Annotated in this window: 24 protein-coding genes and 1 tRNA gene; 10 read left to right on the forward strand and 15 right to left on the reverse strand. The window is 68.2% G+C overall.

Going from position 1 to position 26,019, the window contains the following annotated elements; genetic code table 11:
- Window positions 1-261 precede the first annotated feature (261 nt).
- The 5 genes from AC1VNM_RS14090 (at window position 262) to AC1VNM_RS14110 (ending at window position 3,180) form a co-directional block, all read left to right on the forward strand.
- Window positions 262-828, forward strand: coding sequence for an RNA polymerase sigma factor (locus AC1VNM_RS14090; RefSeq protein ID WP_067275679.1), 567 nt, complete (start codon window positions 262-264; stop codon window positions 826-828).
- Window positions 825-1,343: a DUF3619 family protein gene (locus tag AC1VNM_RS14095; protein ID WP_483107323.1), complete on the forward strand. Its 519-nt coding sequence runs from the start codon at window positions 825-827 to the stop codon at window positions 1,341-1,343. Before AC1VNM_RS14090 ends, AC1VNM_RS14095 begins: the two co-directional genes overlap by 4 nt.
- Before the next feature lie 122 nt (window positions 1,344-1,465).
- On the forward strand, window positions 1,466-2,215 hold the full coding sequence (locus AC1VNM_RS14100) for a DUF3106 domain-containing protein (protein WP_483107324.1): 750 nt from the start codon (window positions 1,466-1,468) through the stop codon (window positions 2,213-2,215).
- A gap of 9 nt (window positions 2,216-2,224) precedes the next feature.
- Entirely contained in the window at window positions 2,225-2,776 is a 552-nt protein-coding gene (locus AC1VNM_RS14105) for an RDD family protein (RefSeq protein ID WP_377152543.1), read from the forward strand.
- Window positions 2,777-2,802: 26 nt separating this feature from the next.
- Window positions 2,803-3,180 carry a diacylglycerol kinase gene (locus tag AC1VNM_RS14110; protein WP_431104762.1) on the forward strand — a complete coding sequence of 126 codons (378 nt, stop codon included), beginning with the start codon at window positions 2,803-2,805 and terminating at the stop codon, window positions 3,178-3,180.
- 113 nt (window positions 3,181-3,293) lie between these two features.
- Here AC1VNM_RS14110 and AC1VNM_RS14115 read toward each other — a convergent pair whose 3' ends face one another.
- Both AC1VNM_RS14115 and AC1VNM_RS14120 read right to left on the reverse strand, forming a co-directional pair.
- Entirely contained in the window at window positions 3,294-3,632 is a 339-nt protein-coding gene (locus tag AC1VNM_RS14115; RefSeq protein ID WP_067275693.1) for a P-II family nitrogen regulator, read from the reverse strand.
- 67 nt (window positions 3,633-3,699) lie between these two features.
- A complete protein-coding gene (locus AC1VNM_RS14120; protein WP_483107325.1) occupies window positions 3,700-5,805 on the reverse strand; it encodes an NAD(+) synthase in 2,106 nt (701 codons plus the stop codon).
- A gap of 58 nt (window positions 5,806-5,863) precedes the next feature.
- On the opposite strand from AC1VNM_RS14120, the gene AC1VNM_RS14125 reads away from it, so the two are divergent.
- Entirely contained in the window at window positions 5,864-7,084 is a 1,221-nt protein-coding gene (locus AC1VNM_RS14125; RefSeq protein ID WP_483107326.1) for a GNAT family N-acetyltransferase, read from the forward strand.
- A 25-nt stretch (window positions 7,085-7,109) separates the two neighbouring features.
- On the opposite strand, the gene AC1VNM_RS14130 is transcribed toward AC1VNM_RS14125, so the two are convergent.
- From AC1VNM_RS14130 to AC1VNM_RS14145, 4 genes are all read right to left on the reverse strand, one after another.
- On the reverse strand, window positions 7,110-8,357 hold the full coding sequence (locus AC1VNM_RS14130; protein WP_483107327.1) for a glycosyltransferase: 1,248 nt from the start codon (window positions 8,355-8,357) through the stop codon (window positions 7,110-7,112).
- 216 nt (window positions 8,358-8,573) lie between these two features.
- Complete coding sequence (gene ppa / locus AC1VNM_RS14135) at window positions 8,574-9,113, reverse strand: inorganic diphosphatase (RefSeq protein WP_483107328.1); 540 nt, start codon at window positions 9,111-9,113, stop codon at window positions 8,574-8,576.
- 136 nt (window positions 9,114-9,249) lie between these two features.
- The gene (locus AC1VNM_RS14140) at window positions 9,250-10,203 is read right to left on the reverse strand and encodes a 2-hydroxyacid dehydrogenase (RefSeq protein ID WP_483107329.1); all 954 of its coding nucleotides are present in this window, start codon (window positions 10,201-10,203) and stop codon (window positions 9,250-9,252) included.
- A gap of 53 nt (window positions 10,204-10,256) precedes the next feature.
- Window positions 10,257-11,264 carry a Bug family tripartite tricarboxylate transporter substrate binding protein gene (locus tag AC1VNM_RS14145; protein ID WP_483107330.1) on the reverse strand — a complete coding sequence of 336 codons (1,008 nt, stop codon included), beginning with the start codon at window positions 11,262-11,264 and terminating at the stop codon, window positions 10,257-10,259.
- Between the two features lie 253 nt (window positions 11,265-11,517).
- On the opposite strand from AC1VNM_RS14145, the gene AC1VNM_RS14150 reads away from it, so the two are divergent.
- The 3 genes from AC1VNM_RS14150 (at window position 11,518) to AC1VNM_RS14160 (ending at window position 16,318) form a co-directional block, all read left to right on the forward strand.
- A complete protein-coding gene (locus AC1VNM_RS14150) occupies window positions 11,518-12,735 on the forward strand; it encodes a citrate synthase family protein (RefSeq protein WP_483107331.1) in 1,218 nt (405 codons plus the stop codon).
- A gap of 380 nt (window positions 12,736-13,115) precedes the next feature.
- Window positions 13,116-15,311 (forward strand): sodium-translocating pyrophosphatase, encoded by a 2,196-nt coding sequence (locus AC1VNM_RS14155; protein ID WP_377152527.1) that lies wholly within the window; start codon window positions 13,116-13,118, stop codon window positions 15,309-15,311.
- 149 nt (window positions 15,312-15,460) lie between these two features.
- Window positions 15,461-16,318 carry a J domain-containing protein gene (locus tag AC1VNM_RS14160; protein WP_377152525.1) on the forward strand — a complete coding sequence of 286 codons (858 nt, stop codon included), beginning with the start codon at window positions 15,461-15,463 and terminating at the stop codon, window positions 16,316-16,318.
- 169 nt (window positions 16,319-16,487) lie between these two features.
- Here the strand turns inward: AC1VNM_RS14160 and AC1VNM_RS14165 are convergent, their stop codons facing one another.
- The 5 genes from AC1VNM_RS14165 to AC1VNM_RS14185 all read right to left on the reverse strand — a co-directional run bounded on the left by AC1VNM_RS14165 (window position 16,488) and on the right by AC1VNM_RS14185 (window position 21,186).
- The gene (locus AC1VNM_RS14165) at window positions 16,488-17,117 is read right to left on the reverse strand and encodes an ABC-type transport auxiliary lipoprotein family protein (RefSeq protein ID WP_483107332.1); all 630 of its coding nucleotides are present in this window, start codon (window positions 17,115-17,117) and stop codon (window positions 16,488-16,490) included.
- Window positions 17,114-18,076, reverse strand: a complete 963-nt coding sequence (locus tag AC1VNM_RS14170) for an MlaD family protein (RefSeq protein ID WP_483107333.1) — start codon at window positions 18,074-18,076, stop codon at window positions 17,114-17,116. Before AC1VNM_RS14170 ends, AC1VNM_RS14165 begins: the two co-directional genes overlap by 4 nt.
- 72 nt (window positions 18,077-18,148) lie before the next feature.
- Window positions 18,149-19,015: an ABC transporter ATP-binding protein gene (locus AC1VNM_RS14175; protein WP_431104773.1), complete on the reverse strand. Its 867-nt coding sequence runs from the start codon at window positions 19,013-19,015 to the stop codon at window positions 18,149-18,151.
- Window positions 19,012-20,169: an ABC transporter permease gene (locus tag AC1VNM_RS14180; protein ID WP_377152515.1), complete on the reverse strand. Its 1,158-nt coding sequence runs from the start codon at window positions 20,167-20,169 to the stop codon at window positions 19,012-19,014. Before AC1VNM_RS14180 ends, AC1VNM_RS14175 begins: the two co-directional genes overlap by 4 nt.
- Before the next feature lie 63 nt (window positions 20,170-20,232).
- Window positions 20,233-21,186 carry a LytTR family DNA-binding domain-containing protein gene (locus AC1VNM_RS14185; protein WP_483107334.1) on the reverse strand — a complete coding sequence of 318 codons (954 nt, stop codon included), beginning with the start codon at window positions 21,184-21,186 and terminating at the stop codon, window positions 20,233-20,235.
- A 135-nt stretch (window positions 21,187-21,321) separates the two neighbouring features.
- Between AC1VNM_RS14185 and AC1VNM_RS14190 the strand changes: the two genes are divergently transcribed.
- The gene (locus AC1VNM_RS14190; protein WP_483107335.1) at window positions 21,322-22,557 is read left to right on the forward strand and encodes an acyltransferase family protein; all 1,236 of its coding nucleotides are present in this window, start codon (window positions 21,322-21,324) and stop codon (window positions 22,555-22,557) included.
- A 13-nt stretch (window positions 22,558-22,570) separates the two neighbouring features.
- Here the strand turns inward: AC1VNM_RS14190 and AC1VNM_RS14195 are convergent.
- The 4 genes from AC1VNM_RS14195 to pheT all read right to left on the reverse strand — a co-directional run bounded on the left by AC1VNM_RS14195 (window position 22,571) and on the right by pheT (window position 25,981).
- A tRNA-Pro gene (locus AC1VNM_RS14195) sits at window positions 22,571-22,647 on the reverse strand.
- A 34-nt stretch (window positions 22,648-22,681) separates the two neighbouring features.
- The gene (locus AC1VNM_RS14200) at window positions 22,682-23,143 is read right to left on the reverse strand and encodes a MerR family transcriptional regulator (RefSeq protein WP_483107336.1); all 462 of its coding nucleotides are present in this window, start codon (window positions 23,141-23,143) and stop codon (window positions 22,682-22,684) included.
- Window positions 23,144-23,183: 40 nt separating this feature from the next.
- Window positions 23,184-23,549, reverse strand: coding sequence for an integration host factor subunit alpha (locus tag AC1VNM_RS14205; protein ID WP_431104778.1), 366 nt, complete (start codon window positions 23,547-23,549; stop codon window positions 23,184-23,186).
- 17 nt (window positions 23,550-23,566) lie between these two features.
- The gene (gene pheT, locus AC1VNM_RS14210) at window positions 23,567-25,981 is read right to left on the reverse strand and encodes a phenylalanine--tRNA ligase subunit beta (protein WP_483107337.1); all 2,415 of its coding nucleotides are present in this window, start codon (window positions 25,979-25,981) and stop codon (window positions 23,567-23,569) included.
- Window positions 25,982-26,019 lie beyond the last annotated feature (38 nt).

Genomic DNA, 26,019 nt, shown 5'->3' on the forward strand with positions numbered 1-26,019 from the left:
CTCTGAGTTTTTTCTCTGACGAAAAACCATCGGTGCTTCTCCTCGCGCTCTTGTGAAGCGGACTTGAAACGTCGCGTCAAAAACAGGGGCGCCCCGGTTGGGCGGCCTACTTGAGACAGAAAATGCGGTGTGCGAGCCGCCGATTATGCATGCAAACCCGCACATGTCTGGATTCGATCGCAGTCTGTAGCGCTGATGCGATAATCCGCGCCGTTTTGCCCGCTCGACCGCCCTAGACCCGCCCTCTGACGGCGCCAGCCCTTGGCCACAGACAAAGAACTCAACGACTTTCTCAAAACCGCCGATCGACGCGCCTTCAAGCGCACGGTCTACATGGTTCGAGACGAGGACGCCGCGCTGGACATCGTCCAGGACGCCATGATCCGGTTGGCCGAGAAGTATTTCGACCGCCCGGCGGCGGAGCTGCCGCTGCTGTTCCAGCGCATCCTGTCCAACGCCACGATGGACTGGTTCCGGCGGCAGAAGGTGCGCAACGCGCTGTTCAGCAACCTGTCGGACTTCGAAGGCGCCGATCCCGGCGACGACTTCGACCTGCTGGAATCGCTGGAAACGCGGGAAGGATCGATGGGCGCGCTGTCGGCCGCGGACGAGGTCTCGCGCGTTCAAGTGCTGGCCGCGATCGAACAGGAAGTTGCAGCGTTGCCGGCACGTCAACGGGAAGCCTTCCTCCTGCGTTACTGGGAGGAACTCGACGTCGCCGAAACAGCAGCGGTCATGGGTTGCTCGGAGGGCAGCGTGAAGACACACTGCTCCCGCGCCGTGCATGCGCTGGCCAAAACGCTGAAAGCCAAGGGAATCTCGCTATGAAGAAGAACACGCCAGGAACGCCGCTGCCGCTCGAGGCGGACGCGCGCGTGACCCGTTTCGGACTCCGGGTGGCCGCGGGCCTGACCGAGCACAGCGAGACCTTGTCCGGCGACATCCAGGAACGACTGCGCTTCGCGCGTGAGCAGGCGCTCGCCAGGGCGATGGCGGCACGCGCCGCGGCCCCTGCACAGACCGCCTCCGATATCCGCCAAGTGGGCGGCGGCGCGCTGGCCCTGGGCGGCGGCGAGAAGACCCCGCGCTGGAGAAAGGCCGCGACCCTGCTGCCGCTCGCGCTGCTGCTGGGTGGCCTGCTGCTGATCCAGCACAGCCAATGGTACGAGCAGATCCGCAGCGCGGCCGAACTCGACACCGAGATGCTCTCCAAGCCGCTGCCGCCGGCGGCGTATAGCGATCCTGGCTTCCGCGAATACCTGAACGAGGATCAGACCGACCCCAACAACCCGAACGGGGCCGCCGACGGCGAGAAGTCCGACGAAGCCAAATCGTCGCAGTGAGGCGGTGCGTGGTCAGTTCCTTCCGTTTTCTCCCGTTCGCGAGGGGTGATCTGAGCGTTTTCCCTGATCCTTCCACATCGCGCCGTCAGGTTCACCGCCTGAGTTCGGCAGCCGTCTGCGGCATGCTCGCGTTCAGCGCCGCGATGGCTTCGGCCCAGGACACCGCCGCTTCCGCGCCGGTCGAGGGAGCCACCTCGGTCGTCTCGCCCGCACCGCGCGCCTCGTCGCCAGTCAGACCCGTCTCGCCGGCGGTCACGCCCGGCGCACTGACCAGCAGCCAGAACTGGGCCTCTCTGAGCGCGTCGCAGAAGGAGGCGCTGGCCCCGCTGTCCAAGGAATGGGATCAGCTCGACGGTGCCCGCAAGGGCAAGTGGCTGGAAATCGCCGCCCGTTATCCGACGCTGCCCGCTGAGCACCAGCAACGTCTGCGCGAACGCATGGTCGAATGGACCAGGATGTCGCCAGCGGAGCGCCAGCGCGCTCGCATCGGCTATCAGCACGCGAACGAACTCCGCGCGCCAGAACAGGAAACCAGACTGCGCGAGAAGTGGGACGCCTACCAGGCGCTGCCACCTGAGAAGCGCCAACGCCTGGTGGAGCGCGCCGCGGAGAAGGCCTCGGCGGCCGGCCGTGACGCCCCCCCGACACCCAATCGCGCGAAGGCGCCGATCCAGCGCACGCCGCTGACCGCGACGACTGGCCCGACGATCGTCCAGGCCCTGCCCGGCGCCACCACGGTGCTGATGACGCAGCGCGCCGAGCCGCCGCTGCCCGGCGCCAGCGCCGCGCCCGGACGGCCGATCCGCTCGCCGCGCGATGCGAAGCTCGACCCGGACACGCTGCTCCCCCGGCGCGACGGAGCCAGCCGCTAAACTGGCCGGATGACCTCCGCCCCCGCCGCCGGCAAAGACACACCGCCGGGCCTGATGCGCCGCCTCGCCGCCTTCATCTACGAAGGCGTCGTCTTGTTCGGCGTCGTGTTCATCGCCGGCTGGCTCTACTCGACACTCACCCAGCAGCGCAATGCGCTGGTCGGTCAGCACGGCCTGCAAGCCTTCCTGTTCCTGGTGCTGGGCATCTATTTCATCTGGTTCTGGTCGCGCGGCGGCCAGACCGTGGCAATGCGGGCCTGGCACCTGCGCGTCGTCGACGCGAACGGCCGCCCGCTCACGCAAGCCCGCGCCACGGCCCGCTACCTGGCCGCCTGGCTCTGGTTCCTGCCGGCGCTGGCCAGCGTGCACCTGCTGGGCCTGGACCGCAGCACCGGGGCGATCTTCGGCGCGATGTTCGCCGGCATCGCCGGATACCTGCTGCTGGCCCGACTCCATCCCCAGCGGCAGTTCCTGCACGACGTGATCTGCGGCACCCGCCTGATCACGCAGTTGCCGCCGCCTCGACCAAAGAAGTCCGCCGCACTGCCGGCTGACTCCTGATTCTTCTGATCTCCCGCCCCCCGACGATGAGCAACCCCCACAAGGGCCGCACCGGCCTGGATCGCATCCTGCACGCCGCCGGTTACTCCTGGGCCGGTCTGCGCGCCGCCTACCGCGGCGAAAGCGCCTTCCGCCAGGAGACCTGGCTGACGATCATCGGCCTCCCGCTCGCGTTCTGGGTCGGAAGGGACTGGGTGCAGGTCGCGCTGCTGGCCGGCTCGCTGATCCTGGTGCTGATCGTCGAGTTGCTGAACTCGGCGGTCGAAGCGGTCGTGGACCGCGTGTCGTTCGAGCTGCACGACCTCAGCAAGCGGGCCAAGGACATCGCCAGCGCCGCCGTGCTGCTGTCGCTGGTGCTGGCCGGGGGCATCTGGGCGGCGGCCATCTGGCAACACCTGCGCTGACGCGCTCGAGCGCCCTAGGCCTGAGGTCTCCCTGGGTGCCTGAATGACAAAGGGCGGACGCCAACTCGGCGCCCGCCCTTCCTGTTTCTGGTGACCCCGTCGGGGTCGCGCGGTCAGACCGCCGCTTCGTCCTGTTCGCCGGTGCGGATGCGGATGACCTGCTCCACGGCGGTGACGAAGATCTTGCCGTCGCCGATCTTGCCGGTCTTGGCGGCCTTCAGGATGGCGTCGATGGAGCGCTCGACCTCGTCGTCCTTCACGACGACCTCGACCTTGACCTTTGGCAGGAAGTCGACCACGTACTCGGCGCCACGGTACAACTCGGTGTGGCCCTTCTGGCGGCCGAAACCCTTCACTTCCGTGACCGTCAGGCCGGACGCGCCGACCTCGGCCAGCGCTTCGCGCACTTCGTCGAGCTTGAACGGTTTGATGATGGCGGTGATCTGTTTCATCACGGGGCTCCGAAAGGGGGATTGGCGGGCAGGACTGGCTGTGATTTAAGCACGGATCGCAACGACGTCAGTCCGGAATGCGGTCGAGTTCGGCGAGCCACACGGCGGGCTCCGAATCGCTCGGCGCACGCCAGTCGCCGCGCGGCGAGAGCGACCCGCCACTGCCCACCTTCGGCCCATTGGGCACGCAGCTGCGCTTGAACTGGCTGCCGCGGAAGAAGCGGCTCACGAAGATCCGCAGCACGCGCTTGATTTCGGCGAGCGGGTACTCGTTGCGCTGGACGTGCTCGCCGTCGGGCCACTCGCCGCGCGCCTTGTCGCCCCAGGCGTGGCGCGCCAGGAACGCGATCTTGGCCGGTGAATAGCCATGGCGGATCGTGTAGAACAGGTTGAAGTCCTGCAGCTCGTAACGGCCGATCTTGTCTTCGGTGCTCTGGAGGCCGGAGCCCTCCACGCGCGCATCCTGCGGCACGAGTTCGGGACTGATCTCCGTGTTCAGGATGTCGAGCAGCACTTCCTGCCCCGCGTGGCCGAGCTGCGCCGTCTCCGCGACCCAGCGCACCAGGTACTGGATCAGCGTCTTCGGCACCGAAGCGTTCACGTTGTAGTGCGACATGTGGTCGCCGACGCCGTAGGTGCACCAGCCCAACGCGAGCTCGCTCAGATCGCCGGTGCCGAGCACCAGCGCCCCGGTGTGATTGGCCAGGCGGAACAGGTGGCTGGTGCGCTCGCCGGCCTGGACGTTCTCGAAGGTCACGTCGTAGACCGGCTCGCCGGCGGCATACGGATGCCCAAGGTCCTTGAGCATCTGCTCGCAGCTCGGACGGATGTCGATCTCGCGCGCCTCGCAGCCGATTTCCCGCATCAGGCGCAGCGCCTGGTCACGCGTGCGTGTGCCCGTGGCGAAGCCCGGCATCGTGATGCCGAGGATGTTCGTCCGCGGCCAACCCATCTGGTCCATCGCTCGCGCGGCGACCAGCAACGCGTGCGTCGAGTCCAGCCCGCCCGAGATGCCGATCACCAGCTTGTGGATGCCACTGGACACCAATCGCTGCACGAGCGCCTGGACCTGGATCTGGAAGACCTCGTTGCAGCGCTCGTCGCGACGTTGGCGGTCCGACGGCACGTAGGGGAAGCGCTCGAGGCGCCGTCGCAGCGGCAGCGCTTGGGCGCGGTCCAGTCCCAGCTCGAACTCGACCGTGCGGAAGGCCTTCAACAACGGTGCATGCTGCCGCACCGAATCACCGAAGCTCGTCTGCCGCATCCGCTCGCGCGACAGCCGCTCGAGGTCCACATCGGCCGACACGAACTGTGAGCGACGCTGGAAACGCTCGCTCTCGGCGAGGAAGCTGCCGTTTTCATAGACCAGCGCCTGGCCGTCCCAGGCGAGATCGGTGCTGGATTCGCCGGCGCCCGCCGAGGTGTAGACGTAGGCCGCCAGGCAGCGCGCCGACTGCTGGCCGACAAGCTGATGGCGATAGCTTGATTTGCCGACCGTGATGTTGGAGGCCGACAGGTTCACGAGCACGGTCGCGCCGGCCAGCGCGGCGTAGGACGACGGCGGGATCGGCGTCCAGACGTCCTCGCAGATCTCGACATGCAGACGCAGCAGCGGCTGGTCGGTCGCCGCAACGACCAGCCGCGTCCCGAAGGCCACGCGTTGGCCGAGCAAGGTGATCTCCTCGGAGATCGCCTCGTCGGCGGCGTTGAACTGGCGCGCCTCGTAGAACTCGCCGTAGTTGGGCAGGTAGGTCTTGGGCAGCACGGCCAGCAGCCGGCCGCGCTGGAACACGACCGCGCAGTTGAACAGTCGATGCTCGATGCGCAGCGGCAGGCCGACGATCGCAACGGTGGGCAGGTCGCGGGACACGGTCAGCAGATGCGCCAGCGCCGCCTCGCAGCCGTCGAGCAGCGGACGCTGATGGAAGAGATCGTCGCTGGTGTACGCGGCCAGACCGAGCTCGGGGAACGCCGCGACCGCGGCACCGTCCGCGGCGGCCTCGCGCAGCAGCTGCGCGGTCTGCTCGCCGTTGAAGCCCGGATCGGCCACGCGGCACAACGGGATGCCGACGGCGACGCGGGCGAAGTCGTGGGTGTAGAGGTTGTCGAAGGACGGCGCGGCGGAAGGGAACGTCGTTGCGCCAGTCGGGGTGGAAGTCGTCGTCGCTTGCATGGGAAGCATCCTGCCATCAAAGCGAAGGGTTTGAGCTTGCGCCTAAGATTTGCCGCGCATGACTGCCCCGCCCTCGCCTCCTCCCTCCGCCGACGTGCCGGAACACGACGTCGCCCAGCCGCTGATCCGCGTCGACGACGATCCCGCCGCACTGCCCCGCGATCAATGGAACGCCCTGCTCGCCGCATCGCCGCTGCCGTCGCCGTTCATGAAGCTCGAGTACCTGAGCGCGATGCACGCGTCCGGCTCCGCGGTGCCGAAGAAGGGATGGCAGGCGCAGTTCCTCAGCGTGTGGGACGGCGACGAACTGATCGCCGCCTGCCCGGCCTATCTGAAGGGCCACTCGTACGGTGAATACGTGTTCGACTGGGCCTGGGCCGATGCCTACGAACGGCACGGGCTCGCGTACTACCCCAAGCTGCTGGTCGCCGTGCCGTTCACGCCGGTGCCGGGCAGCCGGCTGCTGGCGAAGGACGACGCCGCGCGCGAATGGCTCGTGAAGGCGCTGAAGGCTCTGACGGCGCGCTCGGAGCTCTCGTCGGTGCACGTCCTGTTCGGCGACGAGCAAGACCAACGGGCATTGACGGGCGACGCTTGGCTCGCGCGGCAACAGGTGCAGTTCCACTGGACCGGTGACGGCGTGCCGCGTCCGTTCGCGGAGTACCTCGCGACGCTGCAACGCGAGAAGCGCAAGAAGATCCAGCAGGAGCAGCGCAAGGTCGTCGAGGCCGGCGTCCGTTTCGAGGCGCTGCGCGGTGCCGCGATCACGGTGGAGGACTGGGATTTCTTCTACGAGTGCTACACGCTGACCTACCTCGCGCATCGCAACAAGCCTTACCTGACGCGCGACTTCTTCGCACGGATGGCGACGGACATGCCGGAGCACTGGCTGATGTTCATCGCGCGGGATGCCCAGGGCGAGCGCGTGGCCGCGTCGCTGGTGGCGATCGACGAGTCGCAGCGCGCGGCGTACGGGCGCTACTGGGGCTCGACGCGCTACATCCCCAACCTGCACTTCGACGCGTGCTACTACCAGCCGCTGGCCTGGTGCCTGGAGAACGGATGGCGCCGCTTCGAAGGCGGCGCGCAAGGGGAACACAAGATGGCCCGCGGCCTGATGCCGGTGGCGACGTACTCGGCGCACTGGCTGGCGCATCCGCAGTTCCGCGAGGCGGTCGCGGACTTCCTGGCCCGCGAGGGTGAGGCGATGGGCGAGTACATCGACGAACTCGAACGGCATCAGCCGTTCAAGGCCGCGGGGCCGGGCGACGCCGCCTGACAGGGACGGACGCGACTGGCCGCGTTCAGCTCGTCGTCGTCGATGTCACCAGGCGCGGCTGCGTGCGCACGGCTTCGCCCGCATGTTCGCGGAAGAGCTTGGCCAGCTTGGTCGCGGCATCGTCGACGTCATGCCGCGCGAGCACGCGCACGCGCGCCGCTTCGCCCATGCGCTGGAGTTCGGCATCGTCGAGCTGCAGGCAATCGATCATGGCCTGCGCCAGCGGCTGCGGATCGCCGGCCGGCACCAGCCAGCCGTTCTCCGGCCGGACCAGTTCAGGGATCGCCGCGATCGCGGTGCTGATCACCGGACGGCTCAAGGCCATCGACTCCATCACCACCACCGGCAGGCCTTCCGCGAAGCTCGACACGACGAGCGCCCGCGACGCCAGCATCTCCTCGCGCACCTGGTCGCTGCTGATCCAGCCCGTGATGCGCACGCGGTCGCGCAGGCGCAGCGCGTCGATGCGCGCCTCGACCGGCTCACGCAGTTCGCCGTCGCCGGCCAGCACCAGTTCGAAATCGATGCCCTTCGCGGCCACCAGCGCGGCTGCTTCCAGCATCAACAGGTGACCCTTCTGCTCGCACAGCCGACCGACGGCCAGCAGGCGGCGGCCGCTCGCCGGCGCGGCCGGCGTGGCATGGAACGCCGGCTCGACACCGCAAGGCACGATCGGCACCTTGGACCAGTGCGAGTGATCCACCCACCGGTAGATCTGACTGCGGCAGAACGACGAGATCGCCACGACGAACCGCGAGCGGCGGATCTTCTCGCCCAGATGCAGCATCTCGGGCCGGTCGAACTCCTCGGAGCCGTGGCAGGTGAAGCTGTAGCCCGGACCGCCCAGCGCCTCGATCAGCGCGGCGACCTCGGTCGCATTCGTCCCGAAGTGCGCGTGCACATGGTTCACGCCTTCGGCGCGCAGCAACGGCACGGCCAGGCAGGCTTCCGCCAGATAGATGAAGTGCACCGGCAGCGGCCGGTCGGCGCGACGTCCCAGCTTGAAGGTCAACGCCAATGCGGACAGGAACTTCGCCGGCGAGGTCAGCGCCTGGCGCGCCATCGCCTTCAGCAGCGGACCGACACCGCCGCGCAGGAGGTAGTGGGTGCGCGACTTCTCGTCCTGGTCGGTGGGATCGGGGGCGGCATCGTCCCAGCCGCGGACGGCCAGCCGCATCACGTCGACGCCCTGCTGCTCCAGCGCCAGGATCTCCCGGCGGATGAAGGTGTGGCTGACCTTGGGATAGTGATTGAGCAGGTAGGCGACTTTCACGTGACGATACTTCCGTGGTGAGGTCGCCCATTTTGGTGCCGCACGCACCAGCACACAACGTCAATCCCCAAAGCGGGGACATCTCAGTTGTAACGCACCGTCATGGCATCGTGTTTGCCACGCGGACATTCTTGCGGTCAGAAATGAAAAAGCGCCCACATGGGGCGCTTGTCGTACTGCAGCGAGCCTTGCAGGCCCGGCGTTCCAGTCCAGCGATCAGGCCTGCTGGGCCTCCGCGTAATTGGCCATGCCGTCGGTGATTTCCTTCTTGGCGGCTTCCGGGCCTTCCCAGCCCTTGACCTTCACCCACTTGCCGGCTTCGAGGTCCTTGTAGTGCTCGAAGAAGTGCTGGATCGCCTTGAGGCGCATCTGGTTGATGTCCTCGGGCTTGGTCCAGTGCTCGTAGATCGGCAGGATCTTGGTGGTCGGCACGGCCAGCAGCTTGGCGTCGCCGCCGGCTTCGTCGTCCATCTGCAGCACGCCGATGGCGCGGCAGGTCACCACCACGCCCGGGGTCAGCGGGAAGGGCGTGATCACCAGCACGTCGACCGGATCGCCGTCGTCAGCCAGCGTCTGGGGAACGTAGCCGTAGTTGCACGGGTAATGCATCGCCGTCGTCATGAAGCGGTCGACGAACAGCGCGCCGCTTTCCTTGTCGACCTCGTACTTGATCGGGTCGGCGTTCATCGGGATCTCGATGACGACGTTGAACTGCTCGGGCGCCTTCGCGCCAGGGGTGACTTTGTGCAGGCTCATGGTGGTGGACAGCGGTGAAAGCGGGGGAATCCGGAGGGTTCCGGAAAAGCAGCAATTCTAGAGGGTCGCCTGAACCGGCCCTGACGCCCTCCTCCATCGCGGGGATTCGTCATCCCTCGCCATCCCGCGGCCAAGCTCAGGTCGTCAGGCTGTGCGCCGGCCGTTCGCCGGCCAGCGCCTGCGCCAGGCTCTCCAGCACCATGCGGCCCATCGCGGCGCGCGTCTCCTCGGTCGCGCTGGCGCGATGCGCCTGCAGCACGACGTTGTCCAGGTCCAGCAAGGCCGGCGGCACGTTGGGCTCGTCGGCGAAGACGTCAAGCCCCGCGCCCGCGATGCGCTTCTCCTGCAGCGCCTTCACGAGATCGGACTCCTTCACCAGGCGGCCACGCGCGACGTTGATCAGGAATCCGCGCGGACCGATCGCATCGAGCACCGTCGCGTCGATCAGATCGCGCGCCTTGTCGGCCGCGGCGCAGACGATCAGCGCATCGCTGTCGCGGGCGAGTTGCACGAGGTCCGCCTCGAAGGCCCACGGCGCGTCGGCGATCTCCTTCAGGTCGGTGTAGCGCACCGGGCAACCGAAGGCGCCGACGCGCTCCGCCACCGCGCGGCCGACCCGGCCGAGACCCACGATGCCCACGCGCATCCCGCTCACGCGACGCGCCAACGGGATCGCATTCGGCTGCGGGAACTTGGGCCACAGGCCGCCGCGCACGAAGCGGTCGACCGACGCGACGTTGCGGGCGGTCGCCAGCAGCAGCGCGAGCGCCATGTCTGCGACGTCCTCGGTCAGCGCGCCGAAGGTGCCGGTCACCGGCAAGCTGCGCGAGCGGGCGTACTCGATGTCCACGGCGTCCGTGCCGACGCCGTTCACGGCGACCACCTCGAGCGCAGGCAGCCGCTCCATCATCGATCGCGAGATGCCCGTGTGCCCGCCGGTGATCACGCCGCGCATGGCAGCGCCGTGCGTGGCGATGTACGCGTCCGGATCGGCCTGCTCGAACAGCCGGTGCATCGTGTACAGCGCGTCCAGCTGCGCATTGATCGCGGGCACGAGGATGGGATTGAGTTGCAGGATGTTCGGCTTCATGGCGTTCTCTACTTCAGGAGGGTCGGAAAAGATGCGGGCACCGGCGTCCCGGCTCACTCAGGCTGGATGCCGGCGGTCCTGATGACAGCGCCCCAACGCTTGTATTCAGCGGCCTGGAAGCTGGCGAGTTCCGCCGGCGTCGACGTGAACGGCTCCATGCCGTTCTGCTCGACGAAGCGCTTCACCGGCTCCGCGGTCATGGCCTTCTGCATCAGCGCGTTGATGCGCTCGACGACGGGCGTCGGTGTTCCCGCGGGCGCGTAGACGGCGTTCCAGTAGCTGATCTCGTAGCCGGGCAGGCCGGCCTCGGCGATGGTCGGCAGGTCCGGCACCAGCGGTGAGCGCTTTGGGCTGCTCACGCCCAGCGCCTTGAGCTTGCCGGCCTTCACCTGAGGAAGGCTCGTGGTCAGGTCGACGATCATCAGATCGACCTGACCGCCGACCAGATCGACCATCGCCTGCGGATTGGCCTTGTACGGCACATAGGTCAGCTGCGTCTGCGTCATCTGCTGGAACAGCTCCGCCGCCACGCGCGCCGACGAACTGCCGGCGCCGAAGGTGAGCTGCTGCTTCTTCGCGATCGCGCTGAGCTCGGTGACGTTGCGTGCGGGGATGCGCGGATTCGTCACCAGCAGCAGATAGCCCTTCACCAGTGCGCCCACCGGCGCGAAGTCCTTCACCGGGTCATAGGCGAGCTTGCGGAACAGATGCGGATTGGCGGCCTGCGTCGTGTTGGTCGTGATGAAGAGCGTGTAGCCGTCCGCGGCCGAGCGCGCCACCGCCTGCGCGGCGATGCCACCGCTGGCGCCGGCCTTGTTCTCGACGATCACCGGCACCTTGGTCGCGGCGGTGATCTCCGCGCCGAGGGCGCGCGCCAGGCCGTCGGTGGTGCTGCCAGGGCTGGAGCCGACCACGAGAGTGATGGCGCGGGAGGGGAACGTCTCGCCCTGCGCGAGCGCGCCGAAGGAGGCGGAGGACGCGAAGAAGGCGAAGGCGGCGGCGGCCGCGAGGGCGAGCGAGGCCCGGCGTCGGGCCGGCTGGAAGCGAGGGATGCGGTTCATGCGGTTGTCTCCATGGAAGGGGCATGAGGGCCGGCATCGCGGAGGCTTCTGGGCGGTCTCCGTCGATGTCGCGTGGACTCATGCTGGCAGCGCGAAAACAACCGGTCAATATTGATGATCAATATCAATCTGAGGCACGGATACTCCCATTGATTCGACTGAATCGGCCCAATGACCGGCGAACGTCGGAACCTGGACAGGACTTATGTTGATGAATACATTGACGACATCAACGACACGAGACCATGCCCCGATGGCCGCCTGGATGACCCTGGATGAAGCACGCGACGCGCTCGGCGTCCGCGCGCAGACGATCTATGCCTATGTGAGCCGCGGACGCATCGGTGTCGAGCCCGACCCGCAGGACTCGCGGCGAAGCCTGTACCGCACGGAAGACGTGAAGGCGCTGGTACGCCGCAAGGAGACGGGGCGCACGCGCGAGACGCTCGCCGCGACGACGCTGTTCGGCGCCGAGCCCAGTATCCCGACGGCGGTCTCGACCTTCTCGGGCGGACGGCCGTTCTACCGCGGCGTCGACGTCGTCGAACTGGCCGCGACCGCAACGCTGGAGGATGCGGCGAGGCTGCTGTGGAACGTCGAGACGCCGCCGGCGTTCCCGCGCCCCGCGGTCGCATCGGGCTCGCCCTCGCGCGCCGCGCTCGATGTCGTCGCCGCGCTGCCGAATGGGCGCTCCCGCGCATTCGCCGAACTGGCGGCGCTCACCGCCACCGGACATTCGACGCGCGGCCGCGTGCCGCGCGTGCTGATCGAGGAAGCGTCGGCGCTGGTCGGTCGACTGGCCGTCGCCTTCGGCGCCTCGGATGAGGAGGCGCTGCCGCTGCACGAGCGCCTCGCCCGCGGCTGGGGCCAGCCGCGGGCAGTGGCCGCGCTGCTGCGCAAGACGTTGGTCCTTGCGGCGGACCATGAGATCACCAGCTCGGCCTTCTCCGCACGCATCACCGCGTCCACCGGCGCTTCGCTGCCGGCGTGCCTGCTCGCGGGACTCACCACCTTCTCCGGCCCGCTACACGGCGACGCCTCGGGACGCGTGCGCACGCTGTTCGACGAGGTCGAGCGCGACGGCGCCGATGCCGTCGTCGACCGCTACCTGGCGTCCGCGATGCCGCTGCCCGGCTTCGGCCATCACATCTATCCGGACGGCGATCCACGCGCCGCATCACTGATGGCGGACTTCAAGCCGCCCGCGGCGATCGCCCGCCTGATCGAACGCGTCGTGGCGCTGACCGGTCTGCCGCCGTCGATGGACGTGGCGCTCGCCGCGCTCGTCTCGCGCTACAAGCTGCCGCCGGACGCGGGCTTCGCGATCTTCGCGATCGCGCGCAGCGTCGGTCTCCTGGCGCACAGCATGGAGCAGCTCGCCATCGATTCGGTGATCCGTCCGCGCGGCCGCTACATCGGCCCCAGCGCTGCGGGTCCGGTCGATCCCCGCAAGGAACGTCGCAAGCGTTGACGGGGCGGTCCTCGGTCCGGAGAAGCCGGCGGAGCCGGTGCCCCTCGGAGCGAATTCCGAGCGGCGAGGAGGAGATTGAGCGGAGAGGGGCACCGGCTCCGCCGGCTTCGGGCGCAGCGCACCGGCTGCGTGTAAAGGTGACGTGACGAGGCACATGACATGCCCGGGGCCAGTTGTTGCCCCTGTCTTGTCGCGCGCCCCTGCAAAGCCTGACACCCGTCTTGCAAAGCCCGTGAATCCGCTGGTAAACGCTCATGCCATGCACTATTCACGGCCTTAGCATCGATCGACGGACTGTTGCTGTTGCGTGCGCGCAGGCCCGGCGCCCGCTGGATGGAACCGTCTTCACGGATCAAGAATCAGCGAGAGGAGACAACCCTATGTCGACGAGTTTGGCGCTGTACTTCGCGCTGGCCTGCGGGCTGGCGGCGGTGCTTTACGGCTTTATCCAACGCAGCTGGATCCTGAGCCAGGATCCCGGCAACCCCCGCATGCAGGAGATCGCCGGCGCGATCCAGCAAGGTGCCGCGGCCTACCTGGCGCGGCAGTACCGCACCATTGCGATCGTCGGCGTCGTGCTCGGCATCCTGATCGGCGTCGCGCTCGACTGGAAGACGGCCATCGGCTTCTTCATCGGCGCGCTGCTGTCCGGCGCCTGCGGCTTCATCGGCATGAACGTCTCGGTGCGCGCCAACGTGCGCACCGCGCAGGCGGCGACCAAGGGCATGGCGCCGGCGCTCAACGTCGCATTCAAGGGCGGCGCGATCACCGGCATGCTGGTCGTCGGCCTGGGCCTGCTCGGCGTGGGCCTGTTCTTCATGTGGGTCAGCGACAGCGGCACCCGCGCGGACAGCCAGACGCTGAAGCCGCTGCTGGGCCTGGCCTTCGGCTCGTCGCTGATCTCGATCTTCGCGCGGCTGGGTGGTGGCATCTTCACCAAGGGGGCCGACGTCGGCGCCGACCTCGTCGGCAAGGTCGAGGCCGGCATCCCCGAGGACGATCCGCGCAATCCGGCGGTGATCGCGGACAACGTCGGCGACAACGTCGGCGACTGCGCCGGCATGGCGGCCGACCTCTTCGAAACCTACGCGGTCACGTTGATCGCGACGATGGCGCTGGCCGCGCTGACCTTCGGCGGCATGTCCATCGCGGCGATCGTGTATCCGCTCGTGCTGGGCGGGGCGTCGATCATCGCGTCCATCATCGGCTGCAGCTTCGTCAAGGCCAGCCCCGGCATGAAGAACGTGATGCCGGCGCTCTACAAGGGCCTGATCGTCGCGGGCGTGCTGTCGGCGATCGCGTTCTGGTTCATCACCCGCGCGCTGTTCCCGCAAGACCTGACGCTGCCCGGCGGACAGACCATCGGCGCGAACGCCCTCTTCCTCTCTTGCCTGGTCGGCCTGCTGCTGACCGCGGCGATGGTGTGGATCACCGAGTACTACACCGGCACCAACTACAAGCCGGTGCAGCACGTCGCGCAGGCGTCGACCACCGGTCACGGCACCAACATCATCGCGGGGCTGGGCGTGTCGATGCGCTCGACGGCCTGGCCGGTGCTGTTCGTCTGCATCGCGATCCTGGTGGCATTCAAGCTGGCCGGGCTCTACGGCATCGCGATCGCGGCGACGGCGATGCTCAGCATGGCGGGCATCGTCGTGGCGCTCGACGCCTATGGCCCGATCACCGACAACGCCGGCGGCATCGCCGAAATGGCCGACCTGCCCGCGAGCGTGCGCGACATCACCGATCCGCTGGACGCCGTGGGCAACACGACCAAGGCCGTGACCAAGGGCTATGCGATCGGCTCCGCGGGCCTGGCGGCGCTGGTGCTCTTCGCGGACTACACGCATGCGCTCGAGCAGCGCGGACTCTCGGTCAGCTTCGACCTGAGCAACCACATGGTCATCGTCGGCCTGTTCATCGGCGGGCTGATCCCCTACCTCTTCGGCGCGATGGCCATGGAGGCGGTGGGTCGCGCGGCGGGCTCGGTCGTCGAGGAGGTGCGCCGCCAGTTCCGCGAGATCAAGGGGATCATGGAAGGCACCGGCAAGCCCGAATATGGACGCGCCGTCGACATGCTCACCGCCGCGGCGATCAAGGAGATGATCGTGCCGTCGCTGCTGCCGGTGGTCGTGCCGGTCGTGGTCGGACTGGTGCTCGGACCGGCCGCGCTGGGCGGGCTGCTGATGGGCACCATCGTCACCGGGTTGTTCGTCGCCATCTCGATGTGCACGGGCGGCGGCGCCTGGGACAACGCCAAGAAGTACATCGAGGACGGCCACCACGGCGGCAAGGGCTCCGAGGCCCACAAGGCCGCCGTCACCGGCGACACCGTCGGCGATCCCTACAAGGACACGGCGGGGCCCGCGGTCAACCCGCTGATCAAGATCATCAACATCGTCGCGCTGCTGATCGTGCCGCTGCTGCCCACGGCCGGGATCAGCGGCCCCGCGGCGGGGGCGCACACGCCGCCGGCCTTGACCGCGCCGGCTCCCGATGCCTCAGCGCCTGCGGGCGTGCCGGACGCGGTGGCCAGCGGGCCGACGGAAGCCGCCAGCGCGGCCTCCGCGCCCTGACGGTCGGACCGACTGGGCGAGGCTCGCCCGAGCCTCGGTGAAAACGCTGAGAAAAACAGCCCCGCGAGGGGCTGTTTGCGCTTTGAAGGGTCATGCGCTCACGGCAGAATCGGCTGTCGATACCAGAACGTCCAGGGACTCCGCTCAACATGCTCAGCCAGGCCATCACGCCGCGCGAATTCGAACGCCGCCGCGAGCAGTTGGCCGAGCTTCAGCGCTACCTGGCCTCGCAGGAATCCGAGTACGCGGAATGCCGCCAGCGCATGCAGCGCTTCGTCGACCGTTACGTCGCCGCGCTGGGTCCGTTGTACATGGAGCTGGACGCGCTCGAATCGCAGCTCTACTGCGCGATGCGCTACCTGCACGACGCGTTGGCCCGCAACGGACTGGATGTCCGCGCCCTTGATTCGCCCCGCGCCACGGCCATGCCACAACTGCCGGTGCTCCCGGCCGGCGCCCCGCTGCCCGCCGAGCCGGAAGGCGGCCTGGTGCAGGTCGGCCCGCCGCCGCTGAAGACCCTCTACCGCCGCGCCGCGAAGCGGCTGCATCCGGACCTTGCGCCGGACGACGCCGAGCGCGTGCATCGCGAACGCAAGATGGCCGAGGTCAACGAGGCCTATGAGGCCTGCGATCGGGATCGTCTCGAAGCGCTGCTGCTGGCTGCCGGAGAGAGCCTGGTGAAGGTTCGCGGCGGCGATGCGGACGCGGTCATGGAATGGCTGCGCAGCGCGGAACGCTCGGTGCAAGGGCGGCTGCGCGTCGTCCAGGCCCACCTGGCGCTGCTGAAGAGCCACACGATGCATGAACTTGGCGAGTCGATCGAGCGCGCCGAGAAGCGCGGCCTGGATCCGCTCGGGATCATGGCCAATCGCCTGCGCGCCCAGATCACCGAACGGCGGCAGGAGCTCTACATCGGCCAGCGCCTGCAGCCTGCCTCGAGCATGGCCGAGGCCTTCCTGCGCCAGCGCCAGCAGCGCATGGGTGGCGGAATCGCCGCCTCTCACTGAAGACTCAGCCCCGCCTCTCCGCTTGTCGCTCCCCAAAGTCCTCGGTAGCAAAACCGAGGAAGTACGGCAGTGGTTGGGGACGGCTGTGCTTGGGGTTTCGGAGCTCGCCTCCGGGGCCCCAAGCACAGGCGGCCAACGCACAGCCGGGTGAAGGTGGGCAGCCTGCCGATCAGCGCCGCCCCCGCGCCTGAGGCACGCGGGGAGACAAGGTCGCCGCCCAGGCCGCGATCTCCGGTCCGAGCGCATCGACCGCAGCCGCGGTCGCCTTGACGGCGCCTTCGGCGCTCGCGCCGGCGGGTTCCGACCGATCGAACGCGCGCTGCGTGCCGTCCTCGGCGGTGGCTATCACCCGCACCTGCACGTCGCTGCGCGAGGCGCTGGAATAGTTCTGGAGGCTCTCTTCAAGCTCCAAGGTCACGCTGATGGCCACTTGCGGATCGGCGCCTGCGGCGACGGGCGCACGTGCGATCTGCTGGCGCAGCCGCGAGCCCACGAGCACCGGGAGCGGCGCCGCCCAGCGCGAGTCGCGGTAAACGCGCCGCGCATACGGATCGGAGTCGACGAGCCGGTAGGCGATGCCGGTGCCTTGCAGCGTCTCTGGCGCGGTGACCGCCTGGAGTTCAACGCGCTTGGCCAGCGTGGTCTGCTGCGGCCACGCGGGCGCGGGACCGAGGTCCATCTGCGTCGGCGCCGGCGGCCGGCTGCCGCAGGCGCTCAGCGTCGCGGCGAGCGCCAGGCCGCCGAGCAGCAGCGCGCGGCGCAGGCTACCGGTCCACGGAAGTTCGATGTGGTCGTTCATTTCTTCGCTCCCGCCTCGAATCCCGTCTCACCGGGTCCGGGCGCACCGGGCGTCGGCCCGAGGATCAGGCTCTGCGGCTGATCGCCGATGTTCTGCGCCGCGCGCTCCAGGGCGCGCGCCGCCGCCGACAGATCGTCCAGCACCGCGCGTTGACGCGGCTTGTCCGCCGAGCCCACCAATGACAGCTCCACCCGGCGCAGCGTGCGCTGCAACTGCACCGCCGCGTCGCCCAGTTGATCGATCGCGGCCGCCTTGCCCTTGTATTCATCGACGAGTTCGCCGCCCTGCTTCGCCAGCGTGTCGACGTTGCCCAGCGTGTTCCGACCCGCGACCATGAGTCCGTCGGTGTTCTTCACCAGCCCCGGCAACGCCTGCGCCGTTGGCCGCAGTTCCTTGACCAGCTCATTGAGCCCCGCGGAGGCCTCGTTCAGCTGCGCCAGGGTCTGGCTCAGCTGCTGCTGGTTGCTGTCGCTGAGGACCTTCTGAATGCGGTCCATCGTGGCGAGCGCACCGGCCGCGAGCTTCGGCCCCGCGTCCTGCAACTGGTCGAGGAAACCGGGGGCGAGCGCGATGCGTCGCGTCTGCAGCACGCTCTGCTTCGGATCCGTCGGATCCGGCCCGTCGTACAGATCGATGAACGACAGCCCGGTGATGCCCTGATAGCCCAGCTTGGCCTGCGTCCCCGGCGCGATCGGCGCGTCCGAGTCGACCTCGATGTCGACGAGGATCTGCCGCGGCTGCGCCGGATCGAAACGGATGGTGTCGACCTTGCCGACCTGCACGCCGCGCAGCTTCACCGGCGCCTTCACATTGAGCCCCGGTACACCCGAAGCGGTCACCACGGTGAAAGTCTGCGTGTCCCCGCGATCATCGCGGAACCACAGGATGACCGCCACCAGCGCCGCCCCGAGCAGCAGCACGAAGAGGCCCGTGGCCAATGCATGTGCCTTGTTTTCCATGTGCTCGCCCGAGTCCTTGTGGTTGATCGTTGTTCGTTGTGGTGGGAGAAGTCCGCCGGCCGTTCGCCGCGTTCAGGCGGGCATCTCGTCGCGGTGCTGCAGCGCGTCGCGGTAGCTGCGCAGGTTGTCTGCGGCGCAGCGGTCCGCATGGCCGAGGAAGAAGTTGCGGATGAACGGATGCTTCTGCTTCACCACCAGCTCGAGCGGCCCGTGTGCGATCAGGTGCTGGTCCGCGAGCACCGCCACCCGATCGGCGATCGCGAACAGCGTGTCGACGTCATGCGTGACCATCACGACCGTCAGCGCCATTTCGCGCCGGAGACTCTCGATCAGTTGCACGAAGTTCTTCGAGCTTGCCGGGTCCAGCCCAGCCGTCGGCTCATCGAGGAACAGCAGCTGCGGATCCATGATCAGCGAGCGCGCCAGCGACACCCGCTTGATCATGCCGCCCGAGAGTTCCGCCGGCATCTTGATGCCGTCCTCGGGCTTGAGCCCGACCTGCTGGAGCTTGGTCATGACCAGCTCGGCGATGAGGTCCTTGGGCAGGCTCTTGAGCTCGCGCAGCGGCAGTGCGACGTTGTCGAACACGGACAGCGCCGAGAACAGCGCGCCCTGCTGGAACAGCACGCCCCAGCGGTGCCGCACCTGCGCCAGGTCGGTCGCCTCGCACTTGCCGAGCTTGTGGCCGAAGACCAGCACCTCGCCCTCGCTGGGCCGCTCCAGGCCCAGCATGAGCCGCAGCAAGGTCGTCTTGCCGCTGCCCGAGCCGCCGATGATGGCCAGCACCTCGCCGGCGGTGACCTCCAGGCTCAGGTCCTTGTGGATGCGCACCCCGCCGAGCACCGTGCCGACGTGACGCACCTCGATCACCGGATCGCCCGGCTGGACGTTCAGTTCCTCGACGGCTTCGGCCGAGGTCGGTTCGATACATCCGCTCATGCTTTCAACCCCACGTCGGAGAACATCACCGCGAAGATCGCGTCCACGATGATGACCACGGTGATCGCGCTCACCACCGAATCGGTGGTGCCGGTCCCGAGGCTTTCGCTGTTCGGCTTGATCCGCAGCCCGAAATGGCAGGCCACGAAGGCAATCATGACGCCGAACACCGCCGATTTGGCCAGTCCCAGCCACAGGTTGGCCACCGGCACCGCGGCCGGCAGGCCTTGCAGGAACTGGATGTAGTCCAGGCCCAGCGTGGCGCGCGCGGCCAGCATGCCGCCCAGGAGCACCATGCTGCTGGTCCAGGTCATGACCAAGGGCAACGAGAGTGCCAGGGCCACCATCTTGGGCACCACCAGCCGGATCGTGTGCGAGATGCCCATCACCGACAGCGCATCCAGCTCTTGCGTCACCCGCATCACACCGAGCTGCGCCGTCATCGCCGAGCCGCTGCGTCCCGCCACCAGGATCGCCGCGAGCAGCGGCCCCAGCTCGCGCCAGACGCTGATCCCGAGGATGTTGATGACGTAGATGTCGGCGCCGTAGCTCTGCAGCTGCTTGGCGGTCAGGTAGGACAGCGTGATGCCGACCAGCACCCCCACCAGCGCCGTGATGCCCAGCGCCTGAGCGCCGCTGCGGTAGATGTGGGCGGAGATGTCCTTCCACGCGATCAGGTTGGGGTGGCGGGCCAGCGTGCCGAGGTCACGCGTGACCTGGCCGAGCAACGCGGTCGCATCGAGCAGATGGCTCGCGAGGTTGAGCAGGCCCTGCCCGAACTGGCGCACGTTCTGCGCGCGCGGCGGCTTCGCCGGCTTGCCCTGCTTGCTGCCCAGTCGTGCGAACAGCGCCTGGAACATGTCCGCCATCGGGGCGGGCGGCCAGCGCAGATCCTCCGGCTGGCGGCGACCCCAGGCCTGCCACAGCAGCAGCGCGCCGGTCGGGTCGAGCCGGCGCACCGCGCTCAGGTCCCAGGACACATTGGCGGTCGGCACCTCGCCGAGTTCGCCGCGCAGCGCCTCGACGCGCTCGCGCAGCGCCAGCAGCGTCCAGTCGCCCTCCAGCCGCGCCTGGATGCGTCCGCCCTCGCCGGACTCGCGCAGCAGGCGCGGGGACGGGTCGGCGACGTCGTGGGGTTCCAGAGGGGCGTCCATTGGGGTCAGAGCATAGCTGCGCGCGAGCCCTCCGGTGAACCCGGCGGGCAGGAGTTCGCCCCGTCAGACAAGACGCTGCCGCAAGCGCTCCAGATAGGTGCGGCTGCAGGGCACGCGGCTGCCGTCACGCAGGCGCAGGTGGGCATCGCCGGCCTCGGTCGGCTCGATGGCCTCGATCAGGCTCAGTCGCACCAGGTAGCCGCGGTGCACGCGCACGAATGCCGCCGGGTCCAGGCGTTGCTCGAAGGCGCCCAGGCTGCTGCGCAGCGGGTAGTCGTGCTGCTGCCGACGCAGGTTCACATAGTTGCCGCAGGCCTGCACCCATTCGATCTCGTCCATCGGCAGCAGGAACTCCTTGCCGAGCTTCTTCACCAGCAGGCGCTCGGGGAGCGCGGGCCGCTCCACCGGGGTCGCCGCGACGATTCCAGGAGTGGATCCAGGCACGGGCGTGGCCGACGCCGCCGACGGCAAAGGTGTCGATGGCGGCGTCGACGCGGCGGGCTGTTCCGGCGTATCCGCCAGCAGACTCGCCTCGCCCTGCCAGCGCCACACGAACAGCCGGTACGCCCCGACGATCACCAGGACGAAGGCGTAACTGCGGACGTCCTTCAATGCTTCGTAGAACAGTTCGAGCGGCCAGTTGCCGAAGTCGTAGACCGCGCCCTGCGTCGCGTACGCCAGCTTGCGCAGGGCCACCATGCCCAGGACATGCGCGAGGCTGGTCCCCAGCGCGAAGAGGACGTGCCATGGCAGATGCCTGCGCAGCAGCCCCCAGCGCAAGGGTCTGGTGTCAGCCGCGCGGACGATCCACGGGATCAGCGCCATCCAGACGATGGCGCTCGAAAACTCCCAGACCGCCGGTTCCCAGGACTCGAAGGGCAGGCCGGCACGGCGGATGTCCAGATTCGTGGTGATCGTGTTCGCGATGGCCGAGCCAAGCAGCAAGGCGCTCCAGATCCCGCGCTCGACCCAGCGCCGTCGCTTCAGATAGATCGCCAGCCACTTGTCCTCGGTCATGGCGGCGCAGTGTAGGGGCGCCGCGCGCCGATGAGCCCGTCGAGCGGCCCCTGGGACGGGGCGGGTCGTCACCCGGCGGGGGCGGCTCGTCACATTCCCTCCGTGAAAGCGCCCTGCGCGACGAAGCTCCGACTCATGAACACCTCCATTCCCGCCGCGCGCAGCGTGGCAGCGTCGTCCCGGCTGACGGAGCTCGACTGGCTCCGCGTCATCGCCTTCGGCCTGCTGATCCTCTACCACTCGGGCATGTTCTACGTGAGCTGGGACTGGCACGTGAAGTCGCCGCGACTCGTCCCCGCGCTCGAGTCCTGGATGCTGTGGCTGAACCCGTGGCGGATGTCGCTGCTGTTCCTGATCTCCGGCGCGGCGACCGCGCTGATGACGGGACGCGCCGACGGCGGCTCCGGCCTGATCGCGACGCGCAGCAAGCGGTTGCTGCTGCCGCTGCTGTTCGGGATGACGGTGATCGTGCCGCCGCAGGCCTACCTGGAGGTCGTCGAGAAGCTGCACTACGCCGGCAACTATGGCGACTTCCTGACGCTCTACTTCCAGGCCTATCACGGCTTCTGCCGCGGCGACGACTGCCTGAAGCTGCCGACCTGGAATCACCTCTGGTTCCTGCCCTACCTGTGGGCCTACACCGTGCTCGTGCTGCTGGCGTTGCGGCTTCGGGCCGTGCGCGCCCTCGTCGCGCATCCGGGCTGGCGACACGTCGTCGCCGGAGGCCGCTTGCTGTGGGTGCCCTGGCTGGTGTTCGCGCTGCTGCGCCAGCATCTGCTGGAACGCTTCCCCAGCACGCACGACCTCGTCCACGACTGGTACCAGCATGGGGTGTATCTGACGGTGTTCGTCCTGGGCTTCGCGCTCTACGGCAGCCGAGACGATCGCCATGGCGCCTGGGAAGGAGCCCGCCGACTTCGCTGGGTCGCGCTGATCGCTTACGTCCTGGTGCAGTGGATGTCGCAGATGCTCACCGACGAGTGGCGCGTCGCGCACGGCGATGACTTCCCGCAGTGGCTGCTGATGGCACTGCGCGCGCTGAACGCCGGCAAGCAATGGCTGCCGATCGTGGCGGTGCTGGGCTTCGGGAGGCAGTGGCTGGCCGATCGCGATTCGCCGTTGCTGCGTTGGCTGACGCTCGCCGTCTTCCCCTTCTATCTGGTCCACCAGACAGTCACCGTGGTCGCGGGGCATCTGCTCGCGCCGCTGCAGAGGCCGCTCGCGATGGAGGCCATCGCACTCGTCACGATCACCGCGCTGGGATGCCTGCTGGCCGCGCTGCTGGCGATGCGCGTGAACGCGCTGCGCCCGTGGATGGGGCTAAGCCGGGAAAGCAAAAAGCCCGGCATCTTGCGATACCGGGCTTCCTGATTCTTCTTATAAATGGTCGGGGCGGCGGGATTCGAACTCGCGACCCCTTGCACCCCATGCAAGTGCGCTACCAGGCTGCGCTACGCCCCGACTAAGCCTTAGATTCTATACGTATTCGAGAGACTCATGCAAGCAAACTCTCTCGAATCGCCAACAACTCATCCCTGACCTGCTCCAGCGTGAGCTTCTCGAGCGACACGGTCGTGTGTGCCGCGCTGTCCGCAACGTCCGCCGCCAACGCGCGCGACGCTTCGCGATGATCGCGGTAGGCGTCGAGCTGCGCAGCCGCCAACGCCTCGGCGCGAAACTCCTGGGCGCTGACCCCGGTGTGGCTGACGTCGATCAACTGATTGCGTGCGCCGCTGATCGTGAAGCCCTGGTCGTAGAGCAGATCGCGGATCCGGCGGATCAGCAGCACCTCGTGATGCTGGTAATAGCGCCGGTTGCCCCGCCGCTTCATCGGCTTGAGCTGCGTGAACTCCTGTTCCCAATAGCGGAGCACGTAAGGCTTCACGCCGCACAGTTCGCTCACCTCACCGATGGTGAAGTAGCGTTTGGCAGGAATGGCGGGAAGCTGGACGTCCATGGGGATCAACGGCTCCGGCAGCGGCGGGAAGGGTCAGACTCTACTCGAAGTCACCACCCGAAGGCGTGTTGCCTTGGACGGCTTCTTTCAATTTGTGACTCGCATGAAACGTCACGACGTTGCGGGCCTTGATCGGGATCGCCTCGCCGGTGCGCGGATTGCGGCCCGGTCTCGGCGCCTTGCGCCGGATGTTGAAGTTGCCGAAGCCCGAGAGCTTCACTTCGCGGCCGCTGGACAGGCTCTGATGAATGATGTCGAAGAAGGCCTCGACCATGTCCTTGGACTCGCGCTTGTTCAGGCCGAGCTTGTCGAACAGCAGTTCCGCCAGCTCGGCCTTGGTCAGCGTGGGCGTCTCCAGGCTGCCGAGCAGCACGCGCGCCTGATCCTTCAGATCGTCATCACTCATGGGTGTCCTCCCCTCCCTCAGCCTCGCAGGCGCGCGCCGAGGCGTTCGCCCAGTTGCGCCACCACTTTCGCCACCGCCTGCTCGATGCGTTCGTCGGTCAGCGTGTTCTCGTCATCGAGCAGCTCCAGGCGCACGGCCAGGCTGCGTTCGTTCGCCTTCAGCTCCGCCGTCGGTTGGGCGGGCTTGAAGACGTCGAACAAACGCGCAGAGCGTACCAGGGCTTCGCCGCTGGCTTCGATCGCCCGGATGAGGGAGGCATAGGTCACCTGCTCATTGACGATCAGCGCCAGATCGCGTTGCACCGCCTGCAGGCGGGGCACGCCCTGACCCTGCGGCAGCGTGCGGGCCAGCACCGCGTCCAGCGACAGCTCGAACAGGACCGGCGCGCTCGGCAGTTCGTAGCCTTGGCGCCACTTCGGATGCAGCTCGCCGACGACGCCGATCGCCTTGCCGTCCAGCAGCACGCGGGCGCTGCGGCCCGGATGCAGCGCGGGATGCGTGGCGGCTTCGAAGCTCAGCACACGCGGCGCGAACAGCGCCTCCAGGTCGCCCTTCACGTCGAAGAAGTCGACCGCGCGGTCCTTCTGCGCCCACTGCTGCTGGTCCGCCGGCCCCCAGGCCAGGCCGGACAGCCGCATCGGCTGCGCGATGCCGGCGATCGTCGTGTCGCTTTCCTGCACCGACGCGTCGCGCAGGAACACGCGGCCGATCTCGAACACGCGCACGCGCGGCGACTTGCGCGCCAGGTTGTTGCGCAGCGCCTGGACCAGCGAGCCCATCAGCGAGGTACGCATCACCGCCAGCGGCGCGGCGATCGGGTTCAGCAGCTGGATCGGGTTGGCGTTGCCGGCGAGCTCCTGCTCCCAGCGCGCCTCGACGAAGCTGAAGTTGATCGTCTCGAAGTAGCCGAGGCCGGCCATCGCGTGGCGCAGCGCATGCGTCGCGCGGCGCGATTCCGAGCCCACCTTGCCGACCACCGGCGCCAGCGGCGGCGTCGACGGCAGCTTCGGATAACCCAGCACGCGGATGACTTCCTCGATCAGGTCTTCCTCGATCTGGATGTCGAAGCGGAAGGTCGGCGGCGTCACCGTGATCACGCCCGGTGCCGAGGTGAACTCGAGCCCCAGGCGCTTGAACACGCCTTCGCAGTCCGCCTGAGTCACCGGCATGCCGATGACCTTGGCGGCGCGTTCGACGCGCAGCGCCACCGGCTTGCGCTCGGGCAGTTGTGTGGTCTGGTCGTCCATCGGGCCCGCCTCGCCGCCGCAGATCGACTGGATCAGTTGCGTGATGCGCTCGATGTGGTCGACGGTGCCCGCGGGATCGACGCCGCGCTCGAAGCGGTGGCCGGCGTCGGTCGAGAAGTTGAATCGGCGCGAGCGCCCCATCACCGCCTTCGGCCACCAGAACGCGGCTTCGACGTAGATGTTCTTCGTGTCGTCGGAGACGGCCGTGGCGTCGCCGCCCATGATGCCGGCCAGCGACTCGACCTGCTCACGATCGGCGATCACGCCGACGGTCGCATCGACCTCGATCGTGGTGCCGTTCAACAGCTTGAGCTGCTCACCCGGCTTGCCCCAGCGGACGATCAGCTCGCCGTGGATCTTGTCGAGGTCGAAGATGTGGGACGGGCGGCCCAGTTCGAACATCACGTAGTTCGAGATGTCCACCAGCGGCGACACCGAACGCTGGCCGCAGCGGGCCAGGCGGTCGACCATCCACTGCGGCGTCTTCGCGGTCGTGTCGACGTTGCGGATCACACGGCCGGAGAATCGGCCGCACAGGTCCGCAGCCTCGACGCGCACCGGCAGCTTCGCATCGGTCGCGACAGCGGCAGGCTTGATCTCGGGTGCGAGCAGCGGCGCGCCAGTCAGCGCGGCCACTTCACGCGCGACGCCGTACACGCTCAGCGCGTGCGCCAGGTTCGGCGTCAGCTTCAGCGTGAACAGCGTGTCGTCCAGGTTCAGGTGCTTGCGGATGTTCTCGCCGATCGCTGCGTCCGCGGCCAGTTCCAGCAGACCGCCATGGTCCTCCGCCAGCTTCAGCTCGCGGGCCGAGCACAGCATGCCGAAGCTCTCGACACCGCGCAGCTTGCCCTTGCCGATCTTGAAGGGCTTGCCGTCCTCGCCCGGCGGCAGTTCGGCGCCGATCGTGGCCAGCGGCACGCGGATGCCGACGCGCGCGTTCGGCGCGCCGCAGACGATCTGCAGCAGCTCGGGGCCGCCGGCGCTGACCTTGCAGACGCGCAGGCGGTCGGCGTCCGGATGCTGGACGGCCTCGACGATCTCGGCCACGACGATGCCGTGGAACGGCGGCGCCACCGGGCGCAGCTCTTCCACCTCGAGGCCGGACATCGTCAGCAGCTCGGCCAGTTCTTGCGTGTTCAGCGCGGGGTTGCAGAAGGCCCGCAGCCAGGACTCAGGGAATTGCATGGGGTTCTCTCTTGCTCTCTAGGCGACCGGGGGCTCGA

This window comes from Mitsuaria sp. MSU3D (assembly GCF_056867975.1).

Bases quoted from the DNA above. Each gene is read 5' to 3' on its own strand.
- AC1VNM_RS14095 (WP_483107323.1), top strand. From the start codon at position 825: ATGAAGAAGAACACGCCAGGAACGCCGCTGCCGCTCGAGGCGGACGCG.
- AC1VNM_RS14100 (WP_483107324.1), top strand. From the start codon at position 1,466: ATGCTCGCGTTCAGCGCCGCGATGGCTTCGGCCCAGGACACCGCCGCT.
- AC1VNM_RS14105 (WP_377152543.1), top strand. From the start codon at position 2,225: ATGACCTCCGCCCCCGCCGCCGGCAAAGACACACCGCCGGGCCTGATG.
- AC1VNM_RS14110 (WP_431104762.1), top strand. From the start codon at position 2,803: ATGAGCAACCCCCACAAGGGCCGCACCGGCCTGGATCGCATCCTGCAC.
- AC1VNM_RS14115 (WP_067275693.1), bottom strand. From the start codon at position 3,632: ATGAAACAGATCACCGCCATCATCAAACCGTTCAAGCTCGACGAAGTG.
- AC1VNM_RS14120 (WP_483107325.1), bottom strand. From the start codon at position 5,805: ATGCAAGCGACGACGACTTCCACCCCGACTGGCGCAACGACGTTCCCT.
- AC1VNM_RS14125 (WP_483107326.1), top strand. From the start codon at position 5,864: ATGACTGCCCCGCCCTCGCCTCCTCCCTCCGCCGACGTGCCGGAACAC.
- ppa (WP_483107328.1), bottom strand. From the start codon at position 9,113: ATGAGCCTGCACAAAGTCACCCCTGGCGCGAAGGCGCCCGAGCAGTTC.
- AC1VNM_RS14140 (WP_483107329.1), bottom strand. From the start codon at position 10,203: ATGAAGCCGAACATCCTGCAACTCAATCCCATCCTCGTGCCCGCGATC.
- AC1VNM_RS14145 (WP_483107330.1), bottom strand. From the start codon at position 11,264: ATGAACCGCATCCCTCGCTTCCAGCCGGCCCGACGCCGGGCCTCGCTC.
- AC1VNM_RS14150 (WP_483107331.1), top strand. From the start codon at position 11,518: ATGGCCGCCTGGATGACCCTGGATGAAGCACGCGACGCGCTCGGCGTC.
- AC1VNM_RS14155 (WP_377152527.1), top strand. From the start codon at position 13,116: ATGTCGACGAGTTTGGCGCTGTACTTCGCGCTGGCCTGCGGGCTGGCG.
- AC1VNM_RS14160 (WP_377152525.1), top strand. From the start codon at position 15,461: ATGCTCAGCCAGGCCATCACGCCGCGCGAATTCGAACGCCGCCGCGAG.
- AC1VNM_RS14165 (WP_483107332.1), bottom strand. From the start codon at position 17,117: ATGAACGACCACATCGAACTTCCGTGGACCGGTAGCCTGCGCCGCGCG.
- AC1VNM_RS14170 (WP_483107333.1), bottom strand. From the start codon at position 18,076: ATGGAAAACAAGGCACATGCATTGGCCACGGGCCTCTTCGTGCTGCTG.
- AC1VNM_RS14175 (WP_431104773.1), bottom strand. From the start codon at position 19,015: ATGAGCGGATGTATCGAACCGACCTCGGCCGAAGCCGTCGAGGAACTG.
- AC1VNM_RS14180 (WP_377152515.1), bottom strand. From the start codon at position 20,169: ATGGACGCCCCTCTGGAACCCCACGACGTCGCCGACCCGTCCCCGCGC.
- AC1VNM_RS14185 (WP_483107334.1), bottom strand. From the start codon at position 21,186: ATGACCGAGGACAAGTGGCTGGCGATCTATCTGAAGCGACGGCGCTGG.
- AC1VNM_RS14190 (WP_483107335.1), top strand. From the start codon at position 21,322: ATGAACACCTCCATTCCCGCCGCGCGCAGCGTGGCAGCGTCGTCCCGG.
- AC1VNM_RS14200 (WP_483107336.1), bottom strand. From the start codon at position 23,143: ATGGACGTCCAGCTTCCCGCCATTCCTGCCAAACGCTACTTCACCATC.
- AC1VNM_RS14205 (WP_431104778.1), bottom strand. From the start codon at position 23,549: ATGAGTGATGACGATCTGAAGGATCAGGCGCGCGTGCTGCTCGGCAGC.
- pheT (WP_483107337.1), bottom strand. From the start codon at position 25,981: ATGCAATTCCCTGAGTCCTGGCTGCGGGCCTTCTGCAACCCCGCGCTG.